At 36.2% G+C, this 24,967-nt stretch carries 22 protein-coding genes and 1 pseudogene; 4 read left to right on the top strand and 19 right to left on the bottom strand.

What is annotated here, in order from left to right; all coding sequences use genetic code 11:
- Positions 1-11 precede the first annotated feature (11 nt).
- Both AC3EBE_RS17615 and AC3EBE_RS17610 read right to left on the bottom strand, forming a co-directional pair.
- Complete coding sequence (locus AC3EBE_RS17615) at positions 12-662, bottom strand: ferric reductase-like transmembrane domain-containing protein (protein WP_488596349.1); 651 nt, start codon at positions 660-662, stop codon at positions 12-14.
- Positions 663-1,068: 406 nt separating this feature from the next.
- On the bottom strand, positions 1,069-1,572 hold the full coding sequence (locus AC3EBE_RS17610) for a QcrA and Rieske domain-containing protein (RefSeq protein ID WP_488596348.1): 504 nt from the start codon (positions 1,570-1,572) through the stop codon (positions 1,069-1,071).
- Positions 1,573-1,781: 209 nt separating this feature from the next.
- Between AC3EBE_RS17610 and AC3EBE_RS17605 the strand changes: the two genes are divergently transcribed.
- Positions 1,782-3,398 (top strand): multicopper oxidase family protein, encoded by a 1,617-nt coding sequence (locus tag AC3EBE_RS17605; protein WP_488596347.1) that lies wholly within the window; start codon positions 1,782-1,784, stop codon positions 3,396-3,398.
- Positions 3,399-3,899: 501 nt separating this feature from the next.
- Here the strand turns inward: AC3EBE_RS17605 and AC3EBE_RS17600 are convergent.
- From AC3EBE_RS17600 to AC3EBE_RS17545, 12 genes are all read right to left on the bottom strand, one after another.
- The gene (locus AC3EBE_RS17600) at positions 3,900-4,898 is read right to left on the bottom strand and encodes a YVTN family beta-propeller repeat protein (RefSeq protein WP_488596346.1); all 999 of its coding nucleotides are present in this window, start codon (positions 4,896-4,898) and stop codon (positions 3,900-3,902) included.
- Positions 4,895-5,431 (bottom strand): hypothetical protein, encoded by a 537-nt coding sequence (locus AC3EBE_RS17595; protein ID WP_488596345.1) that lies wholly within the window; start codon positions 5,429-5,431, stop codon positions 4,895-4,897. The genes AC3EBE_RS17600 and AC3EBE_RS17595 overlap by 4 nt, the downstream gene beginning before the upstream one ends.
- Positions 5,418-5,621 carry a hypothetical protein gene (locus AC3EBE_RS17590; RefSeq protein WP_488596344.1) on the bottom strand — a complete coding sequence of 68 codons (204 nt, stop codon included), beginning with the start codon at positions 5,619-5,621 and terminating at the stop codon, positions 5,418-5,420. Before AC3EBE_RS17590 ends, AC3EBE_RS17595 begins: the two co-directional genes overlap by 14 nt.
- 152 nt (positions 5,622-5,773) lie before the next feature.
- A complete protein-coding gene (locus tag AC3EBE_RS17585) occupies positions 5,774-6,886 on the bottom strand; it encodes a YncE family protein (protein WP_488596343.1) in 1,113 nt (370 codons plus the stop codon).
- A gap of 313 nt (positions 6,887-7,199) precedes the next feature.
- Positions 7,200-7,481 (bottom strand): YokU family protein, encoded by a 282-nt coding sequence (locus AC3EBE_RS17580; RefSeq protein WP_488596342.1) that lies wholly within the window; start codon positions 7,479-7,481, stop codon positions 7,200-7,202.
- 3 nt (positions 7,482-7,484) lie between these two features.
- Positions 7,485-8,912 carry a lysine 2,3-aminomutase gene (gene kamA, locus AC3EBE_RS17575; RefSeq protein WP_488596341.1) on the bottom strand — a complete coding sequence of 476 codons (1,428 nt, stop codon included), beginning with the start codon at positions 8,910-8,912 and terminating at the stop codon, positions 7,485-7,487.
- A gap of 602 nt (positions 8,913-9,514) precedes the next feature.
- Positions 9,515-11,035, bottom strand: coding sequence for a restriction endonuclease (locus AC3EBE_RS17570; protein ID WP_488596340.1), 1,521 nt, complete (start codon positions 11,033-11,035; stop codon positions 9,515-9,517).
- A 583-nt stretch (positions 11,036-11,618) separates the two neighbouring features.
- Positions 11,619-11,765, bottom strand: a complete 147-nt coding sequence (locus tag AC3EBE_RS17565) for a hypothetical protein (protein ID WP_158651563.1) — start codon at positions 11,763-11,765, stop codon at positions 11,619-11,621.
- 210 nt (positions 11,766-11,975) lie between these two features.
- Positions 11,976-12,284 (bottom strand): hypothetical protein, encoded by a 309-nt coding sequence (locus AC3EBE_RS17560; protein WP_488596339.1) that lies wholly within the window; start codon positions 12,282-12,284, stop codon positions 11,976-11,978.
- The gene (locus AC3EBE_RS17555; RefSeq protein WP_488596338.1) at positions 12,253-12,678 is read right to left on the bottom strand and encodes a hypothetical protein; all 426 of its coding nucleotides are present in this window, start codon (positions 12,676-12,678) and stop codon (positions 12,253-12,255) included. The genes AC3EBE_RS17560 and AC3EBE_RS17555 overlap by 32 nt, the downstream gene beginning before the upstream one ends.
- Before the next feature lie 506 nt (positions 12,679-13,184).
- Positions 13,185-13,310, bottom strand: coding sequence for a hypothetical protein (locus AC3EBE_RS17550; protein ID WP_488596337.1), 126 nt, complete (start codon positions 13,308-13,310; stop codon positions 13,185-13,187).
- A gap of 60 nt (positions 13,311-13,370) precedes the next feature.
- Entirely contained in the window at positions 13,371-14,216 is an 846-nt protein-coding gene (locus AC3EBE_RS17545; RefSeq protein WP_488596336.1) for a hypothetical protein, read from the bottom strand.
- Positions 14,217-14,686: 470 nt separating this feature from the next.
- Here AC3EBE_RS17545 and AC3EBE_RS17540 point away from each other — a divergent pair, with 470 nt between their 5' ends.
- Genes AC3EBE_RS17540 through AC3EBE_RS17530 form a run of 3 tightly spaced genes read left to right on the top strand, consistent with a single transcriptional unit; the run spans position 14,687 to position 17,886 of the window.
- Complete coding sequence (locus AC3EBE_RS17540; protein WP_488596335.1) at positions 14,687-15,835, top strand: tyrosine-type recombinase/integrase; 1,149 nt, start codon at positions 14,687-14,689, stop codon at positions 15,833-15,835.
- A gap of 10 nt (positions 15,836-15,845) precedes the next feature.
- Positions 15,846-16,925, top strand: a complete 1,080-nt coding sequence (locus AC3EBE_RS17535) for a tyrosine-type recombinase/integrase (protein ID WP_488596334.1) — start codon at positions 15,846-15,848, stop codon at positions 16,923-16,925.
- Complete coding sequence (locus tag AC3EBE_RS17530) at positions 16,918-17,886, top strand: tyrosine-type recombinase/integrase (protein ID WP_488596333.1); 969 nt, start codon at positions 16,918-16,920, stop codon at positions 17,884-17,886. Before AC3EBE_RS17535 ends, AC3EBE_RS17530 begins: the two co-directional genes overlap by 8 nt.
- A 258-nt stretch (positions 17,887-18,144) precedes the next feature.
- On the opposite strand, the gene AC3EBE_RS17525 is transcribed toward AC3EBE_RS17530, so the two are convergent.
- The 5 genes and pseudogenes from AC3EBE_RS17525 to AC3EBE_RS17505 form a co-directional block, all read right to left on the bottom strand.
- Complete coding sequence (locus tag AC3EBE_RS17525; RefSeq protein WP_488596332.1) at positions 18,145-19,713, bottom strand: recombinase family protein; 1,569 nt, start codon at positions 19,711-19,713, stop codon at positions 18,145-18,147.
- Positions 19,714-19,794: 81 nt separating this feature from the next.
- Positions 19,795-20,796, bottom strand: a pseudogene (gene kamA, locus AC3EBE_RS17520) (lysine 2,3-aminomutase); the annotation flags it as partial.
- Between the two features lie 182 nt (positions 20,797-20,978).
- Positions 20,979-22,373 carry a sigma-54 interaction domain-containing protein gene (locus AC3EBE_RS17515; protein ID WP_488596331.1) on the bottom strand — a complete coding sequence of 465 codons (1,395 nt, stop codon included), beginning with the start codon at positions 22,371-22,373 and terminating at the stop codon, positions 20,979-20,981.
- Between the two features lie 53 nt (positions 22,374-22,426).
- Positions 22,427-23,293: a putative beta-lysine N-acetyltransferase gene (gene ablB, locus AC3EBE_RS17510; RefSeq protein ID WP_488596330.1), complete on the bottom strand. Its 867-nt coding sequence runs from the start codon at positions 23,291-23,293 to the stop codon at positions 22,427-22,429.
- 135 nt (positions 23,294-23,428) lie between these two features.
- Positions 23,429-24,850, bottom strand: a complete 1,422-nt coding sequence (locus AC3EBE_RS17505) for an aldehyde dehydrogenase family protein (RefSeq protein ID WP_488596329.1) — start codon at positions 24,848-24,850, stop codon at positions 23,429-23,431.
- Positions 24,851-24,967 lie beyond the last annotated feature (117 nt).

The raw sequence follows: 24,967 nt of genomic DNA, 5'->3' as shown, positions 1-24,967 counted from the left end.
CCAATAGAACTCTATTCTATTTTCCTTCTATTTTTGCTTTGGTAGACGCTTCGAATAAAAACAGCCCATTGCAGCATGAAAATAACTGTTACGGTTACTAAAAAAGGCTTTTGTACCCAATTATAACTACCTAATCTAAAAAAGAAGAGAAAAAATGCAGTGTGCAATACTACTAGAATATAAAGTGTCCCACTTTTCTTTTGAAGGTAGTCCCAACTCCTTCTCCCTAATACTTTTATTGCATAATTATTTGATATTAAAGCAAGCAGAAATAAGTAAGCTAATCCCACAGCACCAACTAGGTTGGCGAGGGTGAAACCCGGATCAAACGAAAGCTGGCCAGTTTCTTGGTTAACGCCAATGATTAGTCTTATCGGTTCCCAGTAAAACCATCCCTGTAATAGTACATAAACGTGTAGTAAAGCCATGATGGAACACCAAATCCCTAACTCCCTTCTCCATGATAAAAAGCGAATAAATAGGTTATTTAATTTACTTAATGGACCGATCAAAATGGTTATGAAGAGAAGGATAAGCGATACATCAGCATAAGCTCTATTCCAAGCATGCATAGAATTCCATTCAGATCGGCTAATTAAGAATAGGTAGACTAGAATACTGCTTGTCAATCCAACAACCATGTGCCTCATAAATAAGTTCATAAAAATTATTCCTTTCTAAATTAACAGTCCTCTATAATGAATTAAATTGAATGAGGATGCGCAAGAAAATATGAGATAAAAACGCCCTCTTTCTATAACCTTAAATTTCAGACAAGCATATACACACTCTGGTACAAGCAACGAAACAAAAGAAAATTAAAAAGCCCATGTATAAAGCAGGGCTTTTAACTTCCAATAAAGATTCCTTTCCGAAAACTTTGTTTTTCTTAAACACAAAACTACTTTCAACTCTAAATCAGCTTTATCTAAATAATATACTCAATAAGCCTACCACTCCCACAATCATGGACCAAATCAAAAATAATAGGACACTGGATATCTTCTTGTTTTCGCTCTTTTTTTTCCTATTAGAACAACATGAAATAAGACTTCACTCCATTATAGATTAATTCCGTTTGGTCGGACTTAAAATAGCTATATAGACAATGCCATCCTGGACAAACGCTTCAAAAATATCCAGTGGCCTGGGAGGGGGTCCTCCAATATTCACACCAAATTCGTCATATTCTCCTCCATGACAAGGACAATAAAACGCTACTCCTTCTTCTTTCATGCCCTGCTCTGCATTCCCGGCAATACATCCTAGGTGTGTACATACAGGCGACATAATTATTAAAGAGTCCTCATTTTTGTTTTTATTGACGTATACAAAGCCTTCCATCTTCTGTTCAACCCATGCATCTTGTACGGTTGTTTTATAAGGTACTTTCTTAGGGAATTCACCCTTTTCCAATTCACTGATAGGCCCAAGGCTGGCCATTGAACTTGTATCTACCCTTGTCTTATTGTTGCATGCTGTTAACCCAAGCGGAAGAATTGAAATGGCCATTACTCCTGCAGTCCCTTTGAGCGTTTTAGCTATAAATGTTCTCCTATTCAAACTATTCATATTCGCCACCTCCTATTTAGGACCAATCTTAACATTACTTTTTGCAGAAATTTCTAATTATTGATTACTAAAAAAATACCTTTTCAAAATTTTCATGGTAAGTCTTGCCCTAATAACCCTTTCAAAAAAAAGAAATGAATTTTTCATCCATAATTTCTGCATTTATTTGTATTATGATTTCCTTAAAAAATTTCTGGAGGTATACAGCTATGAAATTAAAGTTACTTTCAATTCTCATTTTATCCACCCTTTTTATTGCTGCCTGTTCCAGTAGCAGTATGAGTGAAATGGATCATAAAAACATGGAAGAAGAACCTAGCTCTGAAGTAAAAGAAAATATAGAAGGTCTACAAACAGCAAACGTTACTGAAACACTTACTGGCAATGAAATAAATATTATTGCCAAAGAAGCCAAGCACCAGCTAAATGTGGATGTTAGCGTAAAAGCACTTACTTTCAATGGCTCTGTACCCGGCTCCCAAATTCGGGTAAAGCAAGGAGAGAAATTAAAAATCAATCTTAAAAATGAACTGAATGAACCAATCTCTATACACTGGCATGGAATTACAGTGCCAAATGAAATGGATGGCATCCCTGGTGTGACACAAAATGCAGTCCAGCCAGGTGAAAGCTTCACATATGAATTTATCCCTGAAGATCCAGGAACGTATATGTACCATACCCATCAAAATGCTGTTGAACAAATGGATAAAGGGCTTTACGGTTCATTTATTGTAGAACCAAATGATAAGTCTTATGATCGTGATTATACCCTTATGCTTGACGAGTGGATGAGCAACCCTGCAGAAGGTAAGTCCAGCATGGAAGGAATGGACCACGGTAATATGGATTCAGACGAGGACAGTGATAAAGAAACTGATTCTGATGGCATGGATCACGGCGATATGGGGTCAAATGAGAATGAAAACATGGATGGAATGGAAGAAATGGGCCATGATATGAGTGCTTACGATATCTTTACGATAAATGGCAAAAGCGGTAACAGCATTGAACCATTAAAGGTCAAAGAAGGAGAAAAGGTCAGAATTCGTCTTGTCAATGTAGGGTATATGTCTCATAAAATTCACCTGCATGGCCATGACTTTAAAGTCGCAGCAATTGATGGACAAGAACTAAATGAACCAAAAGAAATAAACAATCAAGTGATTGCTATAGCACCAGGTGAGAGATATGACATTGAGTTTACAGCAAATAACCCCGGAGAATGGTTCATAGAGTGCCACGGAGATATGGAAGGTTCAAGTGGAATGAATACAAAAATTCAATATGAAAACTCTACTGATTCAGCTGACAAATCTAACAAGTCAGAAGATTTACCTGAATTTTCCTTTATGAATTATGGCGACTCTGAAAAGGGTGAATTTTCACTGGATCAAAAATATGATATTGAATATAAAATGGATTTAAACACAGCGATGGATGACAACGAAATGGCATATACGATTAACGGCAAAACTTTCCCAGAAACTGATAGCATAAATGTAGAGGAAGGCGATCTTGTTAAAGTAACACTGACCAACAATTCTCTGATGGATGACCATCCTATGCACTTGCATGGTCACTTCTTCCAGGTTCTTAGCAAAAATGGAAAACCTGTTGAAGGTGCTCCAATCATGAAAGATACGATTAATTTAAAACCTGGTGATGAATATGTAGTTGCATTTAAAGCAGATAATCCTGGTAACTGGCTATTCCATTGTCACGATTTGCATCATGCCACTGCAGGAATGGTGAATATGGTTAAATATGATGGGTTTAAAGTAAACTTCACTCCAGATCCTGATGCTAATAATAAACCTGAATAATAACCTCTTCCGTTAGAGCATTAAAATGTAGAATAAGAAAACTGATTTCAAAGAGGAAGCCTACCTGGCTTCCTTTTTTACTTTCAGTCCCTTCTTCAAGCGGTATATATAGCCTTTCCCCAACGTGTTTTTCCGATTTCCTCTCTAGTTGGAACCTAACTAGATTTAGTCCTCACAACTCTTCTAAACTTACCGGAGTCGTTGATATTGGCCACTTTCTATACGAAAAACTGAAGTTTTCCAGCCACTTTCCGGCAGTCGAAGTCAAATTGCATTGGCTATCAGGCTAGCACTTTAATAGCATAACCCTACAACAGAAACTGAGATGAATGCAGTTGTTGTTCCGGTGAGGAAGGGATTCTAAATCCCCTTTATCTTGGCAGGGAATGTTATGATATAAAGACTGTAGTCAAAAGAGATTTTGGTTTATTTCTGCGTAGTGGCCCTTGACATAATAAATAAAAGGATTCAACTCTAGCTAAATTCCTTAGGTTTTTTCTATTACTTTGCAATTGCAAAGCTGATTTCATGCGGAGTCTTACCAAGATTTATTTTTGAAAGAATCTTCATTGTATCAGCATCTACCACCGTTAAATCATTAGAATCCTTGTTAGTCACATAGAGTTTATCTGTTCCTGGCACTAATGAGACATGATTTGCGGTTTTCCCAGTCAGTACTTTCCCCTTAAGTTCATTAGAATCCAAATCAACTTTAATGAGGTCATTTGATATCCGGTTGGATGCAAACAGAAACTTACCATCAGCCGACAGAGCTAAACCGTGTGTTCCTTCTCCTGATTTTATTGTTTCTATTTCTTTCCTGTTTATTAAGTCAATAACAGATACTGTACCATCTGTAACATTAGCTACGTAAAGAAACTTATCATCAGCTGAAGGCTCGACCTCATTAGGTATGGTCCCGACTGGGATTGTAGCGATGATATTAAATGTTTCCGTGCTAATCAATGTAATGTTATTTGAAAGGATATTCGCGACATAAGCCAGGCTTCCATCGCGGCTAAAATCGATATGCGACGGGCTTTTGGATGTAGTAGGGATTTCTGCGACCACTTTATGGCTGTTCGTTGCTACAACAGTTATATAGTTGAATTCTTTTCCTTCCTTAAAGTCCCCGCTCGCCAGGTACAAGTACTTTCCATCCGGAGTCATATCAATGCCATGAAGGTTTTTGCCTGTGTCAATTCTCTTTACTATTTCACCTGTTTTAGAATCAATAACCAATAGCTCTCCCCGACTATAATTCCCAGCATAAATCCATTTACCATCTTTACTAGCCTCGATCCCGTCAGACAGCACATTGTCTACTTTAAGTGTTCTCAAGATCTTATCTTTTTTAGTATCAATAACAGAAATAGTCCCTTCATCGACATTAGGAATATAGGCAACCATTGTGTCACTATTCTTTATTCCTATCATGTAAATAACGGAGAGCAGCAGTAATATAGCTGCCCCCGATACCATTAACCGATTCTTATTCACCGTTCTCCCCCCTTGTCGGACTGGTAAATTCCCTCACTTGTCCAGCTAAACGTTCTCACTGGTACATTATCTATTTGCTCCAATTTAAGGCTCACCTCTTTGAAGTCAACAGTCGCTTGTCCAGCCCAAGTTAATATTCCGCTCATATGATGAGAATCCTCTGACGATGCTTTCCATATGAATTCTTGGCTTTCTTCCCTTTCATCAAAAACGATCTTGGAGGCTTTAGTGATATTGTATTTTGATAGATCGATCGAGTGCGTATTCAACTCTAACTCAAACACCAGTTGTTTGGTATTGCTTTTATCCGGGATAATTGTGGCTTTTACGGCAACAGCTCCTTGGCTATCAGTTCTTGTAAGGCTGTCATCTTTTTCATTCAATCCAGCCACCTCTTTTTTCCCCTTCACCTGTTCAGCGATGGAAGGGGTTACAGACTGTGCATTTTTGTCAAAGGCTGATATCATATAAACTGAACCTCCAAATAACACAACTATTGCTGCCACCAGCACGATTTTTTTATACTTGTTCATTCGTCTTCTCCCCAATTGACCTATCGTAATTTTCTTCCTTGCATCTCGTGACTTCTTGTTTATAATTCATTAATGCCACCCAATCATTTTCTGCGTTTGTGAATTTCATATTAGACAATTCCTCACCAAATGCTTCAATCATCTCCCTGATTATTATACTTGCATCTTCAGTCAGTGTTACTTGGTTCATGGTTTACAAAGCCTCCTTTACTGAGGGGAACCTTTTTTTCATTATGATTCTATAAATCAAATGTGTAGAAACAATCGAGTTTATGTGACGAATAATTGTATTAATTTATGCAAGAAGCCGCCCTCCAAGATAAGAGGCGCGGCATCCATCCATTACTTCATGATCGTAATTCCATTTGGGACTTCTCCAACTTGAATCGTTTGTTTTACTTCTTTCGTTACAAGGTCTATTATGCTTACCGTATTTTCGAACATATTGGTTACGTACGCAGTATTATTGTCCTCACTCAGCACCACACCATGTGCTCCTTTACCGGTTTCAATCGTAGATATAGCTGCTTTTGATTTTAAATCAACAATCGTTATGCTATTAGAAGGATTACTCTCTGTTCCCTGATTGGCCACGTAGGCCAATTGATCATTAGCATCAAGATATACCTGAGCCGGGCCAATACCGACTCCTACCTTCTCTATGTTTCCACTTTCCAGATCAACAATTGCCAGAGCATTTTCAGCATTGAGCGTTGTTACCAATGTCTTCCCATCAGCGCTTATTCCTGTCGTGACCGGAGCGGCACCTACCTGTATATTGCGATCTTCTTTCATTGATTCGAGATTAATGACACTGACGGAATCCTCGCCCATGTTCGCTATATAAGCATGCTTGCTGTCGCTTGATATCCTGAAGCCATGCGGGCCTTTCCCTGTTCCTATTGTATTGACCACAGTGTAGTCTTCAGTATCAATAACGGAAACATTATTATCCTCATTGTTTGTGACAAGGACGTATTTTCCATCCTCTGTATAAACAACATGTGCCGGGTGGCTGCCGACTTCTACTTCTTTCAGTAACTCATCCGTTTCGGTATCGTAAAAAAGTGCAGAACCGTTCATTTTCATTTCATGTCCTCCATCATCATGCTCGTCACCTCCATGAGCCCCCATGCTCGGAACGATTGTAGCAGCAACTGTTTTTCCATCAGGTGACACTTGAATATTATGGACAACCCCATCTGCTTGAATCGTTTTAACAACCTCATTGTTGACAGCATTTACCTTGCTGATTGTTCCGCCTTCATTGGCTGTAAAATAAAACTTGTCTTGCTGAGCATTTTTTGATGCTTGTTCAGATTTTTCTCCGGCTTGCTGATTTTCCTTGGTAGTCTCCTCTGTAACATCTTTGGCAGATTCAGTGCCACACCCGGCAAGAAAGATACCTGCTGCGATCACTAAACTTACTCCTCTAAAATAAGATCTTCGAATCATCTGAATTCCTCCTTAATGAGATTACATCGATAGCATAACCGGGTTCTCCTATCGGAAATGTGATGCTCATCACAAAAAGAAAAATAACAAAAAACATTTTAACAATTTCTTGAAATTCATATTTACTGCAATATTTTAATCTACAATATACAATTCAAAAGTTTAGAGATTTCGTAAGGTGCGGGACTTTTCATTGACACTCAGGGTGCGCAAAAATAACTCGTAACTCGTATGCCACTTCGAGTGTCATCTAAACTTTTTAACCTAAAAACTGAAAGGTGGCACCCACTTATAGGTACCACCTCCAAGTAATTTAAGAAGAAAAATCAAAATAATTTCTCTTCAATAGTCTCGGCAAATCCATAAGCTCCTTAAAACTGATTGTATCTCCAATTATCTTGGTATCTATTAAAAACAATTGATCCTCAATCTCCTTAATTACTTTTTCTTCCTGATATACCATCGTACAACCTTTGCAAATCACAGCCGGTGTCTCCGTGATTTCAATTGCCCTTGACCCATCTGGCAGCTCCCAATAAACCTTACTTATTCCTAAAGTTGCTCTCCCTCCACACCACTCACAAATCATGTTCATGATCTAATCATTCCCCGCTGGCTCTTTTTCTTGGCCAATTATATTTACTGATGTTTGTTGTTGAGCTTTAAATTTCTTTTCTTTTAATTCATCTCGTTTTTCCCGCTTATCCTTTAAAGAAGAATGATGTGGATCTTCCTGATATTTTTGTCTTCTGTCTAGGCGCTGAAGATCTTCTGGGACGAGATTGAATTTTCTATCATTCATCACCGCGGAAATACCAACATTTGATTTATATTTTTCATATTCAGGATAAATACTCTTAAAATAATCTTCTGCAGTCCCTGATACATAATTTTGAGGCTCTGGATAAGATGTGATGACACCTTCAAAGTTACGTAACACTACTTTGTCGGCACTTTGTGAAATTAGGTAATTAGGTTGTAGAGAAATCTTTCCTCCGCCACCTGGACTATCAACAACAAAGGTTGGAACAGCATATCCTGAGGTATGACCCCGCAATCCTTCAATAATTTCAAGCCCCTTTGATACTGGGGCACGGAAGTGGCTAATTCCTTCAGATAAATCACACTGATAAATATAATACGGACGGACCCTTATTTTTACTAGGTCATGCATTAGTTTCTTCATAATTGGAACACTATCATTTATTCCCGCTAGAATAACAGACTGATTGCCAATAGGAACACCTGCATTAGCCAACATCTCACATGCTCTTTTAGAATCCTCTGTGATTTCTATTGAAGTGTTAAAGTGAGTGTTCAACCAAATTGGGTGGTATTTTTTTAAGATTGAACATAAATTTTCTGTAATTCGCTGTGGAAATACCACCGGTGCACGGGTTCCTATTCGAATAATTTCCACATGTTCAATCTCACGAAGTTTTTTTAGAATATACTCTAAAATTTGGTCGTTTATTAATAATCCATCTCCACCAGAAATTAAAACATCCCTTACCTCTTCAGTATTTCTTATATAATCAATTGCTTTATCCAATTGCTTTTTGGGTACTCCCATTCCTATTTGCCCTGAAAATCTTCTTCTCGTACAATATCTACAGTACATTGAACATTGATTTGTTACTAGAAATAAAACGCGATCTGGATATCGATGTGTTAGGCCCGGTGCCGGGGAATCTTCATCCTCGTAGAGTGGATCTTCTAAATCATATTTGGTTTTATAAGTCTCCTTAGATATAGGCACAGACTGTTTGCGAATTGGACAATTTGGATCATCAGGATTCATGAGCGAGGCATAGTAGGGAGTTATATTAAGTGGAATTGTTTTTGTTGATATTCGAACACCCTCCTCCTCTTCAGGTGTCAAATTTATTACTTTTTTCAAATCATCCAATGTTCGTACTGTATTGGTTAATTGCCAAAGCCAATCATTCCACTGTTCTTCATTAATTCCTTTCCAAAGCTCAATTTCCTTCCAATGTCTTTTGGGTTTATATAATGTTTGTTTCATAATTGCCCCTCCTCAATACATTTTCACTCACTATTCAACTTGCAATTTCCGTGCCAACTTGAATTGTTAATTCCTAATGTTGGTTATAACCGGTTTAACTGTTGAAGACACTTATAGGTTTACAAAAATGCAAAAAAAACTGCCAATTAACGGGCAGTTAAATTTCAATATGTTTTTTTATTTGTTGGTGCATAGTTTGCTTAGCACTTAAACTAAGTAATAATTATTTATCGTTAAGCTTATTAAATGGGAAATTAAAAAGCAACCAAATAATTAATGAGCTTTATAATAAATATCACATCTCATCCTTATATTGGCTGCTTTGCTAAGTTCCATAGACGGTGTAAAATCCCAGTATCTCACGTTGTTATTAAAATACAAAGTGCTGATTTCTTGGCATTATCCTGCCCAAAAATTGGCATTAATGACATTATCCCTGTTTATGGATAATTCTAGTTGTCATAAAGTGCTTAGAATATTACTCAAACCTTCCTTACTGTTAAATTCGATAAATAGTCGAATGGGATACCTTCCAAGAACACAACATACTAAACTTTTTTTGCTCCCGAAATTATATGACTATTCATGTGTTAGTTAATTCATTAATTTACATTTTCATTTTTCTTTAATTCAATTTTGACATTGTAGCCATATTCCATAAACATTTGAATCAAATTGGATCCATCCAAAAGAGTCAGCGGCTTTCCTTTAGCGAACTCCCATGAATCGTTTCCATAATAACTTGTAGTTACTAATATTCCTTTTACCGCTCCTTCATCCGCCATTATCCCATTTAACTCACGAACTGCTGATATAGGAACAACTTGGTTGTAACGCTTTGCTTGTATGATAAATTTGCCGCCTCGAATAGGATCAGGGTCAAAAGCAACAGCGTCAATACCTCCATCACGGGTCGCCTTTGTTACTTTTACCTCGGCACCAACAGCGGAGAAATATTTTTCAAAGAGTTCTCTTACTAAATGTTCAAAATCCTCCCATGGCATAGCTGCTAAGTTTGGAATAGAATTGATCTCAGCTAAGATTTTTTTTGATTCTATAAAACGCTGATCCTCACGGTTAAGTTCCATTATTGGTCTTATGGGTGCTAACTGGGATAAATAACCCGCGTTTAATCCCTTTAGATTTCGAAAACAATCTTTCGGTACTACCTTTTCAAGATTTAAGGCTATAAACTCATCCTTCATGGCCTGTAGGCTTACAATACAGGAGTGAAAATCTTGACCAGTTGAAGAATCAACCCCATGTATCCAGCCATTAAATACAATTAGTTCAGTTGTTTTACCATAATCAGCACTATAACACTCGTAAATATTTCGAAGTGTTAATTGGTAAATGATATCCTCGTAGTATTCTTCAAATTCTTTTTTCTTCATCTTTTTAGTAACAATTTCTTTACGAGCTTGTATAAATTTATATTCAATGATGTCTGGAACATTTCCTGGTAGGGGTAAATCAAAATCAATAACCAAAGCTTTTGCTTCAGATAGATATTGGATATCAAAATTTTTATTTATTCCCTCTGGATAAACAGAAGAATCAATTACTGTACCAAAGTATTTCTCCACAAATGGGGTAATTGAATCCTCATATGCAAGTTTAAATTGTTTTACTGATTCGTTAATCTCCCTTTGTTCGTTAATAAATTCATTTTTTTCTCTTTGATATTCAGTGTAGGCATGATGATATTCCTTTTCTGCCTCATTCATTTTTTCAAGCCTCTTCTTCTTTAAAGATGGGAGAAAAAGCTCAAAAAATTTATCCTCTTTTGGAACATTTACCAGCGCAATGAATTTTTCTAAGTTAGGTTCCTCAACTTCGTAAGTTTCCTTACTAAAAAGCTTGTCCCAATTAATAGAATGCTTTCTATTTAATGAGAACTGAAGAAGATTCCGATATTCTTCAATTAGCTCTAGAGATCTTTCGGTATCTGTAATCGCAGAGCACTTTAACTTTTCAATCCTTTTTTGGTTCTTAACTTTCTTTTCTTTATCTTTCCACCGCTGCTTTTGATTTTTAACTTTTTCTTCTAATTCCCAATGGGTCTTAGCTGTTATAACTTTATCTTCTTTTAGATAACGATTGGATATGTGAGTACGAAGCACTGATTAGATAACCTCCGTCATTTTCCAAGTTACTAAAAGTTTAACCATATATTTATAAAATAATAATTATAAAAACGTTACTTATTAAGCAAAAAAACATTAAGTATCCAATCTTTTACTTAAAGTTCATATGCCAAAAATTCTTGTTCGTTCCTTTTATTTATGGAGCTAACTACCAATGGCTATAAATGTAACCTATGCTCCTAATAAGTAAAGGAAAAAGAACAAACAAGATCAAATAATTAGTTTTCAACTTAATTATTTTATTAGTGCTACTTCTAAAACCGACTGTTTAATTAGAAAAGTAAAAAGCTGAAGTTACAAACGGTTATTTCACTGTCCCATAGCGAATCGTTATTTAATTTTAAAAAAGCCCCCCAAAAAGTAGAGAAGATCTTTCCTCTACTTATTTTCATTGATTGGCGAGCTTCAATAATTTATGAATTTTTCAATGATCTTAAGTATAATTCCAGAAACCCTTTTGCCATTAGTTCTAAATTCGGATTATTTCTACATATTCTGGTGCAAGGTGGCTGGTTAGGACTCACATGGTTTGAGGTTTGATTCGCCTTTATCTTTATTTTCATGGTGACTTTTTTTCAGGTTTTATTATCTTTTCTTCCTCGTCTTTATATTTAAATCGTTCCTTTTCTTTTAGTTCCCATTTCTCCAATACTTTTAGAGCATTTAATTTTTTCTGTTCTAATGTTTGTGCTTTTGACTTACGCATCAAAAAACCCCCTATTACTTTAGTAATAAGAGGTTCTCTAGATCCTTGAAATAGTTTACGTGTATCATTAAATCATTATAAATACTTTAAATCTCCTTGCTATATAAGTCTATATTTTAAAACTTATAACTAATTGATTAAATTACTTTTAATTAGAAAAACCTCTTATTACTTCCTAGGATGTAATAAGAGGAATAAATATTTTAGGTATTAGAATGGATAGATTCTTTCTTTTCCAGGACTTTCACTTAAGTCATTTACAAATTCCTCGAGTAGTTCAAGTGAGGTATTTTTATAAATGCCTATAAAAGTTAATTTTGGTACCTTTCTTAGTAACGACTCTTCTTTATACACATATTTTACACTACCCTGAAAAGCATTTAATAATTCCTTTATTTGACCTACTGATGCATATGGTCTTGATTCAAGGAAGATTTCAAATCGGAAGAAATTTACATTTTTATCTACTCTAACATATACATGATTTTTATGGACAAAAGGAATTTCCTTCTCGGTCAACGATAAAACCCTCAATAATTCGACAGATATCTCTTTTCAGTGTCCATGATACAATTTCTGAAAACGATTGCTTATTATCCATTATCAAATAATCGTATTCATCAAAATCTGCAACTACCAATTCACTGGTGTCAAAACCTTTCAAATATCTAATGGGTATATCTAAGACTACAGCAAGTTTCAGGAGGGTTGTCTGCAAGCCCTCTTCTATCATTAATTCATAATTCTTTATATTAATGTAATTACCAGATGTAATTTGCATATTTTCTCTTAGATACGGAACCGATAAGTCTTCAGAATCCAGATAATCCAGATATGCCTTTAGTCTATAAGGAACAGGTAATCTTTCAATTAATTGATGCCAAATAAACGATTGCCTTCTTACAAACACCATGTGTTTCCACTTATGGCCTCTACCAGTTGGATGATACCTTTCATTTAGCGAACTCCCATGAATCGTTTCCATAATATCTTGGAGTTACTTGTTTCCCTCCAAAATGGGTTCTAGAGTATTTCTTGACTTTGCAACTGTTACATTTGAAGCATGAACGACACTTAAAATAACAATTATCAACCAGTTCTATATATTTAAACCTTTACTCCCTTTTAACACCGATCTGTTTTTTAAATACACTTCACAAAGGAAGTCAGTACCCATTACATGACCCCCTTTGTGCATTTGTATACAATAAAAGAAATGCTTTTGCCATAAGTTCTATATTAGGATCATTTTTTCTTATACGGGTGCAAGGCGGCTTCCTGGAATTTTCATCAATTAATATTTCCTTCACCTTTATCACCGCTTTCAAGTTCTTGAGAAAATATATCCAATGTTCACATAAGTTTTGCATGTCCCCCTTTTACTTTTCATACTTTGGACTTCAATATTATCTTGAAATGTTACTTTTGATTTTCATTTTTCTCGTTTTGCTCCTCCTCCTTTTTTAATTCTTCTTCTAACCATTCTTCTAATTTCTGAATTCCTCTTTTCTTCATTAATTCAATTCCCTCATTACTTTTAAGCAAATAAAAACCTCCTTTTAATAGGAGGTTCAGCATTTTCAGCTATTCAAATAGGGTTGCACTTTAAAAAGTGCAGTCCAAACTCTTGAATTCCATTGGTAAACAAATCGGAGAATTATTTTTAAGGTTAATTATAAAAGTGAAATTTTTTTGAGTTGTAATTACAGTATCCATATACCCAAAGGCATAATTATATTTCTGTAATAGTTTTATTAAGGGAACAATCTCACCAATTGTACAATTCGGATTAAATACTTCAATAATTAACCCACCCTTAACCCATTCTATCCGGAGGTATAAGGGATTAGCTACATCTTGATTAATTACTATTCCTCTTACATCATGAATTGATTTTGCGAGAGGAAGATACTCTAATTCATTTTTCAACCAAGCAAGGCTCTTTTTAGAATCATCTAAGTAAATAAAATGCTGGATCGTCCATAATTGCTCGGGACTTTCTTCTTCTACCCAAGAAAAAGGAACCCTAGATAATATTGCAAGGAAAGCAACAACCTCTTTAGCAACATTTGAATACCTGGTTATATCTCGTATTTTAGGTTTATGTTTTTTCCTTACTTTCTTTTTAGTTTTTCCCTGGTATCTTCTAATTGTGTCGTGAGAAATACCATAAAAGGAATACAGTTGCTGCTGAGAAAAACCTATTATTTCATCTTCCATGAGAATCATACGTCTGGAATACAAAGAAAACTTTAGCAGGTAATCTGCGTAATATCCCATATCCATTTTCAGAAAAATTAGTTCTGGCCACTGAAGGATGACCCTTCCTAGTGAGTCCTTTCGTGTTTTTATATAGTCTTCTTCGTCTACCATCCCCCCGAGAAAATCTTTAAGGTTAATGCTGATGTATTTAAATTTGTTAAATATATATTCAGGAATATGTTTTTGCACTTATATCACCAGAACAAATATAACTTAACAAAATTGATACATCACCGTTCCACTTTTAAAAGTGCATTCTTTTATCGACTAAATATCCGGTTATATGATTGTTAGTGTGTCGGAAAAAAGACATGGACTTAAGAACAGGGCGATAACAAAAAGATTTATTAGGAAATCCTTGTTGAATTACTTGAATAAGGTTGATTATTTCCAACACCTCCCTTTCTAAAAATTCAATCATAAAACACTTTAGCACGATAAAGAGAAGTTCGTATTAAAAAAATAATACGAATAAATTTCCTAAAAGTGGAAAATATATTAACAGTACTTTATTGAGCCTTATTTAAATTGGCAGATCATTCATCAAAATCCGTAAAACTCAATAAAGCAGCCACCTTACATGGTTATCTTCTCTTCAATTATAACATTTTACCGCAATAAAGTAATCAGAAAATTTTATACAAATGGAGTGTTAAGCTATGAGTATTCCTGCTAAGAACAACTTAATCTTTCCAGAAAATTCTAAGGGGAAAATTTCATTATCTGAAATCCATCTTTTATTGAATGAGTTTAAAGGTATGAAGAACTTTCATAAAACAAAAGATTTTGATCCTAACGACTATGTGGATCAATTGTTTACCTTTTTAAATGAACATTTAATAAAGGGTCGTTCCTTTCTGAAAAAAAATAGAATTGAGCCACTAACACCATGGCTAGAATCTTTAGGCGATATCGTCCATTCTTTTAATAATTTTTTGGATTCTGAAAAAGGATATGCACCAAGTACCAGAAGAAACACTATTAGAAATTTAAAAAGGTTCAAGGAGTTTTTAGCTGAAGCTGCTGATAAAGAGGGAACGATTGGAGAGGACATTTCAATTTTCAGTTTAAAAGACGTTCTCAACTATGAGAATTACCTTATCAAAAGGCTAAACAACGGGGACATACAGCAGTGTACTGTCTATAAGTATTTATACGTTGTGGAACTTTTTGTCGATTTTTTGAAACTAAATTTCCACTATAATGTTCCCCCATCTCTAAAAGGTCACGGGAATAGAACCAATGCCTATGCTACTACCCCAGACATAATAAATTTAATAGAAACAGCAGAAAAAAATAGTAGCTTTAAACTAAGAGATATAAGTATTTTACTGTTAATTATGGAGTTAGGTTGCAGACCAATTGAGATAACTGGGCTTTCAATAAATGACCTAAGGCTTAGTGAGTGTCTAATAACCCTCTACTCTGTAAAATCTGGGCAAAGAACCTTAAAGATAAGCAAAGATTTGACCAAGCTCATTCAAAAATACATTGATGTAAGAAATAAATTTAACCCCCAACATGAGAGCTTGTTTATTAATATATTCGGTGAACCTTTCTCACGGAATGGAATTTCTACTATGATTTATAATTTCAATAAAAAGGCTTTTGGAGTTGCTAAAATTAACGCTAAGTGTTTGCGACACACATATGCTACTAATGCTCTTGATAATTTAAATGATTTCGATGAAGTTTCCAAAACAATGGGGCATTTACACTGGGTATCAACGGAGTACTATGTTCATAAGAGTGTGAAGAGGTTACTAAAGAATTCTCTGCCATTTAATCCGTTAGATCAACTTTCTTAAGGAGATGAAAATGATGGATCATATTCAATTAAATCCTAATATGGATCCAGAAACGATTTGTAAACAGTATGGAATCGAATTGAAAGACTTTCTAAACCTTTTACAAGGATACAGGAGGTTAGATTCCACAAAGAATGCTAGTGAAATCATAGAGGAATTCAAAGGGAAAATTTCCAAAGACCTTGAAAACAAAAAAAAATCAGAAACTACTTATACCTATTATACCTATTTTCTAAATAGGTTTAAAACTTTCCTAACCAATAAAAATCCGAATTTCTGTCTACTGGATGTAAATGCAGAGTTAATGGATGAATTTTTTAATACTTCATCAAAACAAGAAATTTCACCTGGAACCAAAAACACTTACCAGGCAATCATTAAATCTTTAATTGAATATGCCTATACTAACCAATATATTTCTGAGGATATCCGTTATCGATTCGACATCTATAAATATGAAACGCTCCCTCGCTATATACCTACAGGTATCGTCAGGGAAATGTTAAGTTATTCCTTGAAAACATCTTCTCCTTTCTTTAATTACACCGTAATTTACTTCTTAATAGGAACAGGTTGTAGAATAAGCGAGTTAGTTAACTTAAGAATAGAGGACTTTAAAATTGAGGAAAATGTAATCTTTATAAGAAAAGCTAAGGGAAATAAGCAAAGATATATTCCTATGTACCCAGAAGTTAAAGATGTTGTTATGAAATTCTTATCAAGAACTGGAGTAAGGGAGATAAAAAGGAATGATAATAGGCATTTGTTCTCCAAAAGAATTTATGATAAAAGAAGACCAGTGCTGATAAGGACGATCCAAAAATATGTAGAAACTATGTTATTAGCTTTAGGAATCGAAGAAGATTATTGTGTTCATTCTTTTAGACATTCGTTTGCAGTCCAATCAATCAAACAAGGAATGAGAATAGAGATTCTTCAGCAAGTTTTAGGACACAAAAGTATTGAGACTACTAGAATTTACACTAAGTTGTTTCCTCATGACTTGCAAGAAGAAGTTGTAGGGAAATATCCTTTTCCTTTTGAGAAATTATTAAGTCATATGATTGGATTTGAGGGATTCGATGAGTAACTTTTTACTGAAAATTGACGAGTATAACAAAGTAATAAACTTAGCTAACTCGACGAAAAAAACGTACACCAAAGCTTTATATTCTTTTAGTGAATTTTTAGCAAAAAAATTAAGTTGTAGTATTGAAGAAGTTGACCTAAGAAAAATACATGTAATAAGGCTGAAAAGTGGTGATATCTTTACTCCATTAAATTCTTCTCTATTAGATGAATTTCTACACGAAAATGTAGAAAAGGGCAACTTAGCATTATTATATAGTGCATTAAAAAGTTTCTTTAAATATCTTTATAAAAATGAAAATTTCCCTGATATAGTCAGCAATATGAAGTTTGATATGAAAAAATATAAGAAAGAGAAAAAACCCACACGAATCTTAAGCAGACATGAAATTTTAAGACTCTTTCATAATATAGTTTCACATAGCGAAAATCTAGTTAGGGACGTATTACTTTTTAGCCTTTTATTTTCAACAGGAATGAGGATTTCTGAACTTCTGAATATAAAAATTAACGATATAGATTTTGAATCAGAGATGATTTCACTAACGAAAACAAAAACAAAGACCGCTAGGATAGTTTCTCTTAGAAATGGATTTGGCAAAGTTATAAAGCATTATATTTCTGTTAACAATCTATCTGAACCGGACTATCTTTTTACAGAAGGTGGAGATAAACTTACCCCTGGTAAAGTAAGAAGCATGTTGACAAAATATCTTGAGTCTGCAAATTTACCATTTGTTAAAGTCCATAGCATTCGCCACTCTTTTGCAACTCATATGCTGGATGCAGGTAGTAACGTATTTATGATACAACAATTACTAGGACATGAATACATTTCATCTACCAAAATTTATATAGATCCTAATTACACAAGGAATAAGAATATTGTTATTAATGAGCAAGAAGCTGTTTACAGGGCTTTAAGTACGAAGATCGGAGCGTTATTGAAAGAAGAGATTTAAAAAAGATTTGTAAAGTCGCACTAACAAAGCCCCTCTAGAAGTATGTCTCCTAGAGAGGCTTTAATTCATACAGTGAAACAATAACTTCAACATTAATTCATTTACAAATAATTTATATAGATTAAAGATCTTTATTACATTTGCACGGATTCTATAACTTTATTTTTTACATACATCCAAAAACCTTCTTTATCATGTATATTGTTTTCCTGAAGGATCTTACATAAAGATTTATTAAAGCCTATCTTAGATGAAACTTTATTTCTTATACTCAATTTCTAATTTAAATGGATAATATCTCCTCTCATCATTACGTGTTGATTTCTTCAGCAATTCTTCCGGCAAAACTCGTGTGTAATATATCTTGTTAATAAAAGTCTTCAGTGTTTGGTTTACTTCTTCCGTATTCATTAACTGTAAATTTTCAATGCTCACTATCATTCTGTTCATTTGTTCAGCTATACTTTCATTTGATGGATTGTTTAAATCCGCAATTATTTTATTTTTGTCAACCTCTAAATTTTGTTTTAATAATAATAACTTTTGCTTTTTCACCCTGATTTCCTCTATAGAAAAAACTCCCTCAACTGCTAAATCGATTAACCGTTTCTCTTGGCTTAAAACTTCCTCTAACTTTTTATTTATTTGACTAAGCTTATTTTTTAACTGTTGTTCTATATTGGAAGAATCATTTCTCTGAAGCAGTTTAACACTATCTAATAATGTTTCTTTGAATTCTTGGATTTCTTCAATAATTTCTTTTTCTACAAACTCTAATTTTATACCGCTATTTTTGCATTTAACACCTTCTTTTAATAAGTACTCACATCTCTTTATGGTATAAAATTTACTGTTCTTGTTATCTTTTCTAATGGTCATTTTTCTTCCACAAACCCCACAGTAAATCAGATCCTTCAGCATAGTTATCCCTGTTTTAATAGCTGGTTTTTCTCTAATCACGGCTGCATTAGTTGCCCTTGCTAATCGATCTTGGTTCACACTTTCCCACAATTCAGGGGATATTATCCAGGGATGTGCTTTATCTACTACAATTGTATCTACAATTTCATATGTAAATTTTCCTTTTTTCTTAATTCTTTTTCTATCATTAAATACAATCGTTCCTTTATAAGCTGGGTTTTGTATAATTCTTTTTATTGTCGGTAATTGAAAAGGATTATTTCTTGATGTTTTGTACCCTTCGTTATTTAAAATGTCGCGGATCTTAAAGCTACCCAATCCACTGGAATGTAATTCAAATATATATCTTACTACTTTAGCTTCCTCTTCCTTAATTTCTAGCCTTTTAGTTATATTATTTCGGATATAACCAAAAGGAACATTTCCGCTAACATGTAATCCTGCTTTTGACATTTGTATCTTATTAAGTTTACTTCGTTTTCCAATAACACCGTGTTCATGACTGGCAATTAAACTTCCTAAATCAAACATCAATCGATCATTTTCATTATTAGCTAGATCATATTCATGGTAAGGTGTTAGAATTGACTTTCCATAGTCGATAGAATATTGTTTTACCGTTTGTGAAATGAGCCCATTCCTAGATAACCTTGATAATTCAAAACAAAGGATTGCATCATACTTTTCTATATTGCTTAGGAGCCGCTGTAATTCCTTTCTATCTTCGAGTTCAGATTTTCCTCCGCTGATTATCTCTCCATAGATGTCATAGGTGCAGTTTATTGACTGTGCATAGTTAATCAGTATTTCTCTATGATTCTTTAGGGTTTCTTCATTTTCATTTTTCTTTTCTTGGCTTATTCTTAAATAGATGGCTATATGGTGATACTGGTGGTTTAACTTCATAGAAAAATCCCCTTATACTTCTCTTTAGTCCGAAGTATAGGCAGTTATTACGTTTTTCATACTTATATTAAAAAATCACGCAGGCACAGCATATCCGGATGTATGTCCTCTTAACCCTTCAATGATTTCCAATCCTTTTGAAACCGGGGCACGGAAATGGCCAATCCCCTCAGAAAGGTCACACTGATAGATATAATATGGCCTTACACGGATTTTGACGAGATCATGCATCAGTTTTTTCATGATTGGAACACTGTCATTGATTCCTGCAAGGATGACTGATTGATTCCCTACCGGAACTCCTGCATTTGCCAGCATCTCACATGCACGCTTGGAATCCTCAGTGATTTCAATTGATGTATTAAAATGAGTGTTTAACCAAATTGGATGGTATTTTTTAAGGATGGAGCACAGTTTTTCGGTTATTCTCTGCGGGAATACAACCGGTGCCCTCGTTCCAATCCTGATGATTTCTACATGATCAATCTCACGCAGGTTTTTCAGGATATATTCGAGAATATTATCATTAATGAGCAAACCGTCTCCGCCAGAAATCAAAACATCTCTCACTTCAGGCGTCCTGCTGATATATTCAATCGCTGCATCAAGCTGCTTTTTAGCAACTCCCATGCCGATTTGGCCGGAAAATCTCCTGCGGGTACAATAGCGGCAATACATGGAGCATTGATTTGTCACCAGGAATAAAACCCTGTCAGGGTATCGATGGGTCAAGCCTGGAACGGGCGAATCCTCATCTTCATGCAACGGGTCTTCGAGGTCGTATTTAGTTTTGTGAATTTCCTTTGAAATAGGAACTGACTGCATCCGAATCGGGCATCGAGGGTCGTCTGGATTCATTAAGGATGCATAATACGGCGTTATATTTAGCGGGATAGTTTTAGTGGAAATCCTTACCCCTTCTTCTTCATCTGGTGTAAGATTGATGACTTTCTTCAAATCTTCAAGTGTCCGGATTGTATTCGTGAGCTGCCAAAGCCAATCATTCCACTGTTCCTCTGTCACATCTTTCCATAGCTCGATATCCTTCCAATGCCTTGCAGGTTTATATAAAGATTGTTTCATCTTATTTCCCCCTTGTGGAATTTGTACATAAATTAAATGCAAGTTCCGTGCCAAAAAAGACGTTATTTTCAAAAATTAATCAATCGCCTATTCAGCTGGGATTTTAAATTGATTATAGGTTGCCAGTTCCATAAAAAATAAAAAATAACCTGCTGAATTCCCGGCAGGTTATAAATTGTTTTTTATATATTCAGTTTCTTTATTTTATATTGCAGGGTCTGCCTGGGGATTTCGAGAAGCTTGGCTGCCTTTTGAATATTGCCCTCACAGGCTGCCAATGCCTCGGAAATCAGTTCCTGTTCAACCATCATCAGCTGCTCCCGAAGTATGAAAGAGCTTCTTTTTGGACCTGTGAATTCCCTGGCGCTCGGTTTCTGCTGAAGCATGACCGGCAAATCGTTCAATGTCAGGTATTGGCCCTCACACACATTCATCATATATTCAATCGTATGCTTCAGCTCCCTGACATTTCCAGGCCATGGATGATCTAGAAAAGTAACACTTACCTCCGTGTCCATGCCCTTAATTTGCTTATGCAGCAGATTGTTGTATTGATTGATGAACATATTGGACAGATACAGGATATCTTCCTTCCGATCACGCAATGGTGTCAATTGAAAGGTCAGGACATTCAGCCTGTAAAATAAATCAGTCCGAAGCTGGTTCTGTTCCATTGCTGCACCAGGAAAGACATTCATGGCAGATATTACCCTGACGTTAACTGATTGGATCGTGGTGCTCCCTACCCTTCTTACTGCACCATCCTCCAGCACTCTTAAAAGCTTTGCCTGCAGGTCATAAGGCATGGAGTTCAGCTCATCGAGGAAAAGGGTCCCGCCATTGGCAAGCTCAAACAATCCTGGCCTGTCCATTGCACCCGTATAGCTTCCCTTGGAGGTGCCAAATAGGATGCTTTCCAGCAGATTTTCGGGAATGGCAGCACAATTTTGCGCGATAAACGGGCCACTGGATCGGTATGATGCATTATGGATAGCTTGGACGAATAATTCTTTCCCTGTTCCGCTTTCACCGTAAACAAGGATGGGAGAGTCAGATTTTGCAAGCTTTTCGGCCTTCTGTTTGATCTGGAGAAATTGGGGATTATTTGTATGCAAATCGCTGAAGGTATATCCTGCTTGTTGTTTGATGGCCTTGCCGCTTCGATGCTTGATGGATTTCTGTACGTCGAGGAGCCTTTCAGATAGCTGCTTGATGCGGGAATAATCCTTGGCAATCTCTACAGCTCCAATCAACTCGCCCTGTACAAAAATAGGCAGTGTAGTATTGACGGTCTCAATTTTCCTGCCGTGCAGATTGACAAAGGTTTGAGTTTCATTGTAGATCGGTTTTTTTGTAAGAATGACCTTCAATAAGGTGCTTGACTCCTCGTTTAGTGAAGGGAAAACGGTTAAAAGCGGCTTTCCTATCACCTCTTTGATCTCAAGGCCATCATGTTTTGCGGCTACTTCATTATAAAAAATCGTGATTCCATCTGTATTGACAACATGAATGGCCTCATCAATGCACTTCAAGACTGCACTTAATATTTCCTCAGTCACATTTGAAATTGAATTCATCCCTATCACACTCCCATGATAAGTATATGACAGTGTGCTGAAAATCTGTCCTTTTACTGCCTAAAATTTGGCGGCTTTGCCAAATCCTTCACCCAAACATTCATATTCTCGATTTTATCATATATATAAACATTGTTAACAAGCCTTCCTCTATAAGCATAGCCCAGCTGGTACAATACAGCATTCATTCCAAACGAAAGTGCCCTTGCAATCGAATATGAACAGAAAATCCCATTCTCGATCAACTCCTGCTCCAATCGGTTCAGCAGGATTTTCATCAGGCCATGTTTCCTGTGCTCCTTGAGTGTGGCACAATCGGTTAATTCCGCATTCCGATAAAAGGTATTTAATTCAGCAGACGCAGCACTGACCACATTGTCACCCTGGGTGAATCCGTAATATACAGTCCCTTCCTTCATGGTCTGCATGATATAGTCTGGATTATTAAGCGGTGTCGGATAAACCTGGAAGACGTTCTTATATAGCTCGGAAAGCCGGGCAGCATCCGATTGTTCCATTTTTTTCAAAACATATGTGTTAGGCGGGAGGATGGTTTGTTTGGGTTCAGCAAGATGGTATACACTTTTTACGATTCCATCTTCTTCAGTCCAATGGAGGGATTTTTGCCGTTCTTCACTAAGAAACTTTGAGAAAAATAAACAATGAGAACCCAGAAAATATCCATCAATCGCAGCTTCAAATCTATAGCCTTTTTCAAGAAGCTGGGCAAAATGCTCTTGTCTTCCTTTAATAATCAGCTTATCTGCTTTTTCCCTCCCAGCCATTTCCTCTGAATATTCCAGCACAGCAGCTAAATCACCTAAATAATCATCCACTCTAAGCCTTCGGTTTTGTGGATCAACATAAACCTTAAGCTGATAATTCCCTTTTGTTATCTCTAGTGTTTTGCCGGGATGCATGAACGACTCCCCCTTCTCACTTAACTATGATAATGGTTATTCAGAAAAAAACGATCTTACACTTCTTATTATTGAATCTTTCTGTAACTGTTAATTAAAATTGTAAAAGGAAAGCCTGGCACAAGGCCAGGCTATTTAATCAAGCTTGAACGATACCAGCTTTAGCTCGGTCATTTCCTCAATTGCGTATTTTATACCTTCCCTGCCTGTTCCGCTCATTTTGACGCCTCCATACGGCATATGATCAACACGGAAAGTAGGAATATCATTTATCATCACACCGCCAACATGAAGTTCCTTCGACGCCTTGAATGCTTTCCCCAAGTCATTTGTGTAAACGCCTGCCTGCAGCCCAAATTGTGAATCATTTACACTCGCAATAGCATCATCAAAGTCAGTAAAGGTATTGATATTGACGACAGGGGCAAAAACCTCTTCACATGAAATCTTGTCAGTCGGTTTTGCGTTGAGCAATACAGTAGGATTTAGGACCTGCTGGTCACTGTCTCCGCCAAGAGCGAGCTCAGCACCGTTCTGGACAGCAGATTGAATCCATGATTTTGCCCTTGTAACATCATTTGCGCTGATCATTGCTGAAATGTCAGTTTCTTCATTAAGAGGGTCACCTACCCTCAGCTTTCTTGACTCCTCTATAAATAATGAGGTGAACTCCTGAGCCATTGAATCATGGACAAAAATCCTTTGTACTGAGATGCAAACCTGACCCTGGTTTGAGAATGAACCTGTCACGATCCGCGGCATTACCTTTTCCAGATTTGTTCCTTCATCGACAATCAGGGCTGAATTTGAACCAAGCTCGAGCGTCACTTTTTTCAGTCCCGCTTTCTCACGAATATATTTACCTACAGCCGGACTGCCAGTAAAGGTTATTTTCTTCACCCGGTCATCCGTTACTAAAATGTCCCCGATACTTTTTCCGCTCCCTGTCACAACATTCAACGCTCCTGATGGCAGCCCTGCTTTATGGAAATACTCAGCTACCTTGTAAGCAGAAAGCGGTGTCTGGCTTGCAGGCTTGAGGACGACTGTGTTTCCTGCGGCAATGGCAGGGCCGATCTTATGCGCTACAAGATTCATAGGGAAATTAAATGGAGTGATTGCCGCTATAACACCCAGGGGTTCCTTAACGGTATAAGCTACACGTCCTTCTCCACCCGGAGCTGCATCAAGCGGAATTGTCTCTCCATGGATTCTCCTTGCTTCCTGTGCTGCAAAGCTATAAGTCATGATCGTCCGGTCCACTTCCGCTCGTGCTGCTTTAAGGGGCTTGGAGGCTTCTTTCGCAATCATTCTTGCGCATTCCTCGCGTTCTTCACTGATTAAATCTGCAACTCTTTGCAAAATATCCGCACGTTTATGGGCTTCCATTTTTGCCATTGTCCTTGCAGCTTTATCAGCAGCTTCAATTGCACTAAGGACATCCTCACTGCTTGCTTCGGAAATTTTTGCAATGATTTCTCCGCTGAAGGGACTGTACAGAGGACGATACGTTTCTGATTCTGCAAATTCTCCGTTAATCCAAAGGGACTGTTTCACTTTTTACCTCCTCTTGCTCACAGCCTGATTGTATTTGACTGGAGTCTTGAATTACTGATCCTGAGTAGTATCTCATCAGGTGATCTTCTTCCTTATCTATTTTAACGATTTATCAAG

The sequence above is a fragment of the Mesobacillus sp. genome, assembly GCF_057785455.1.
Note: the sequence above shows the minus strand (reverse complement) of the source record. Positions and strands in the feature narration are given on the sequence as shown.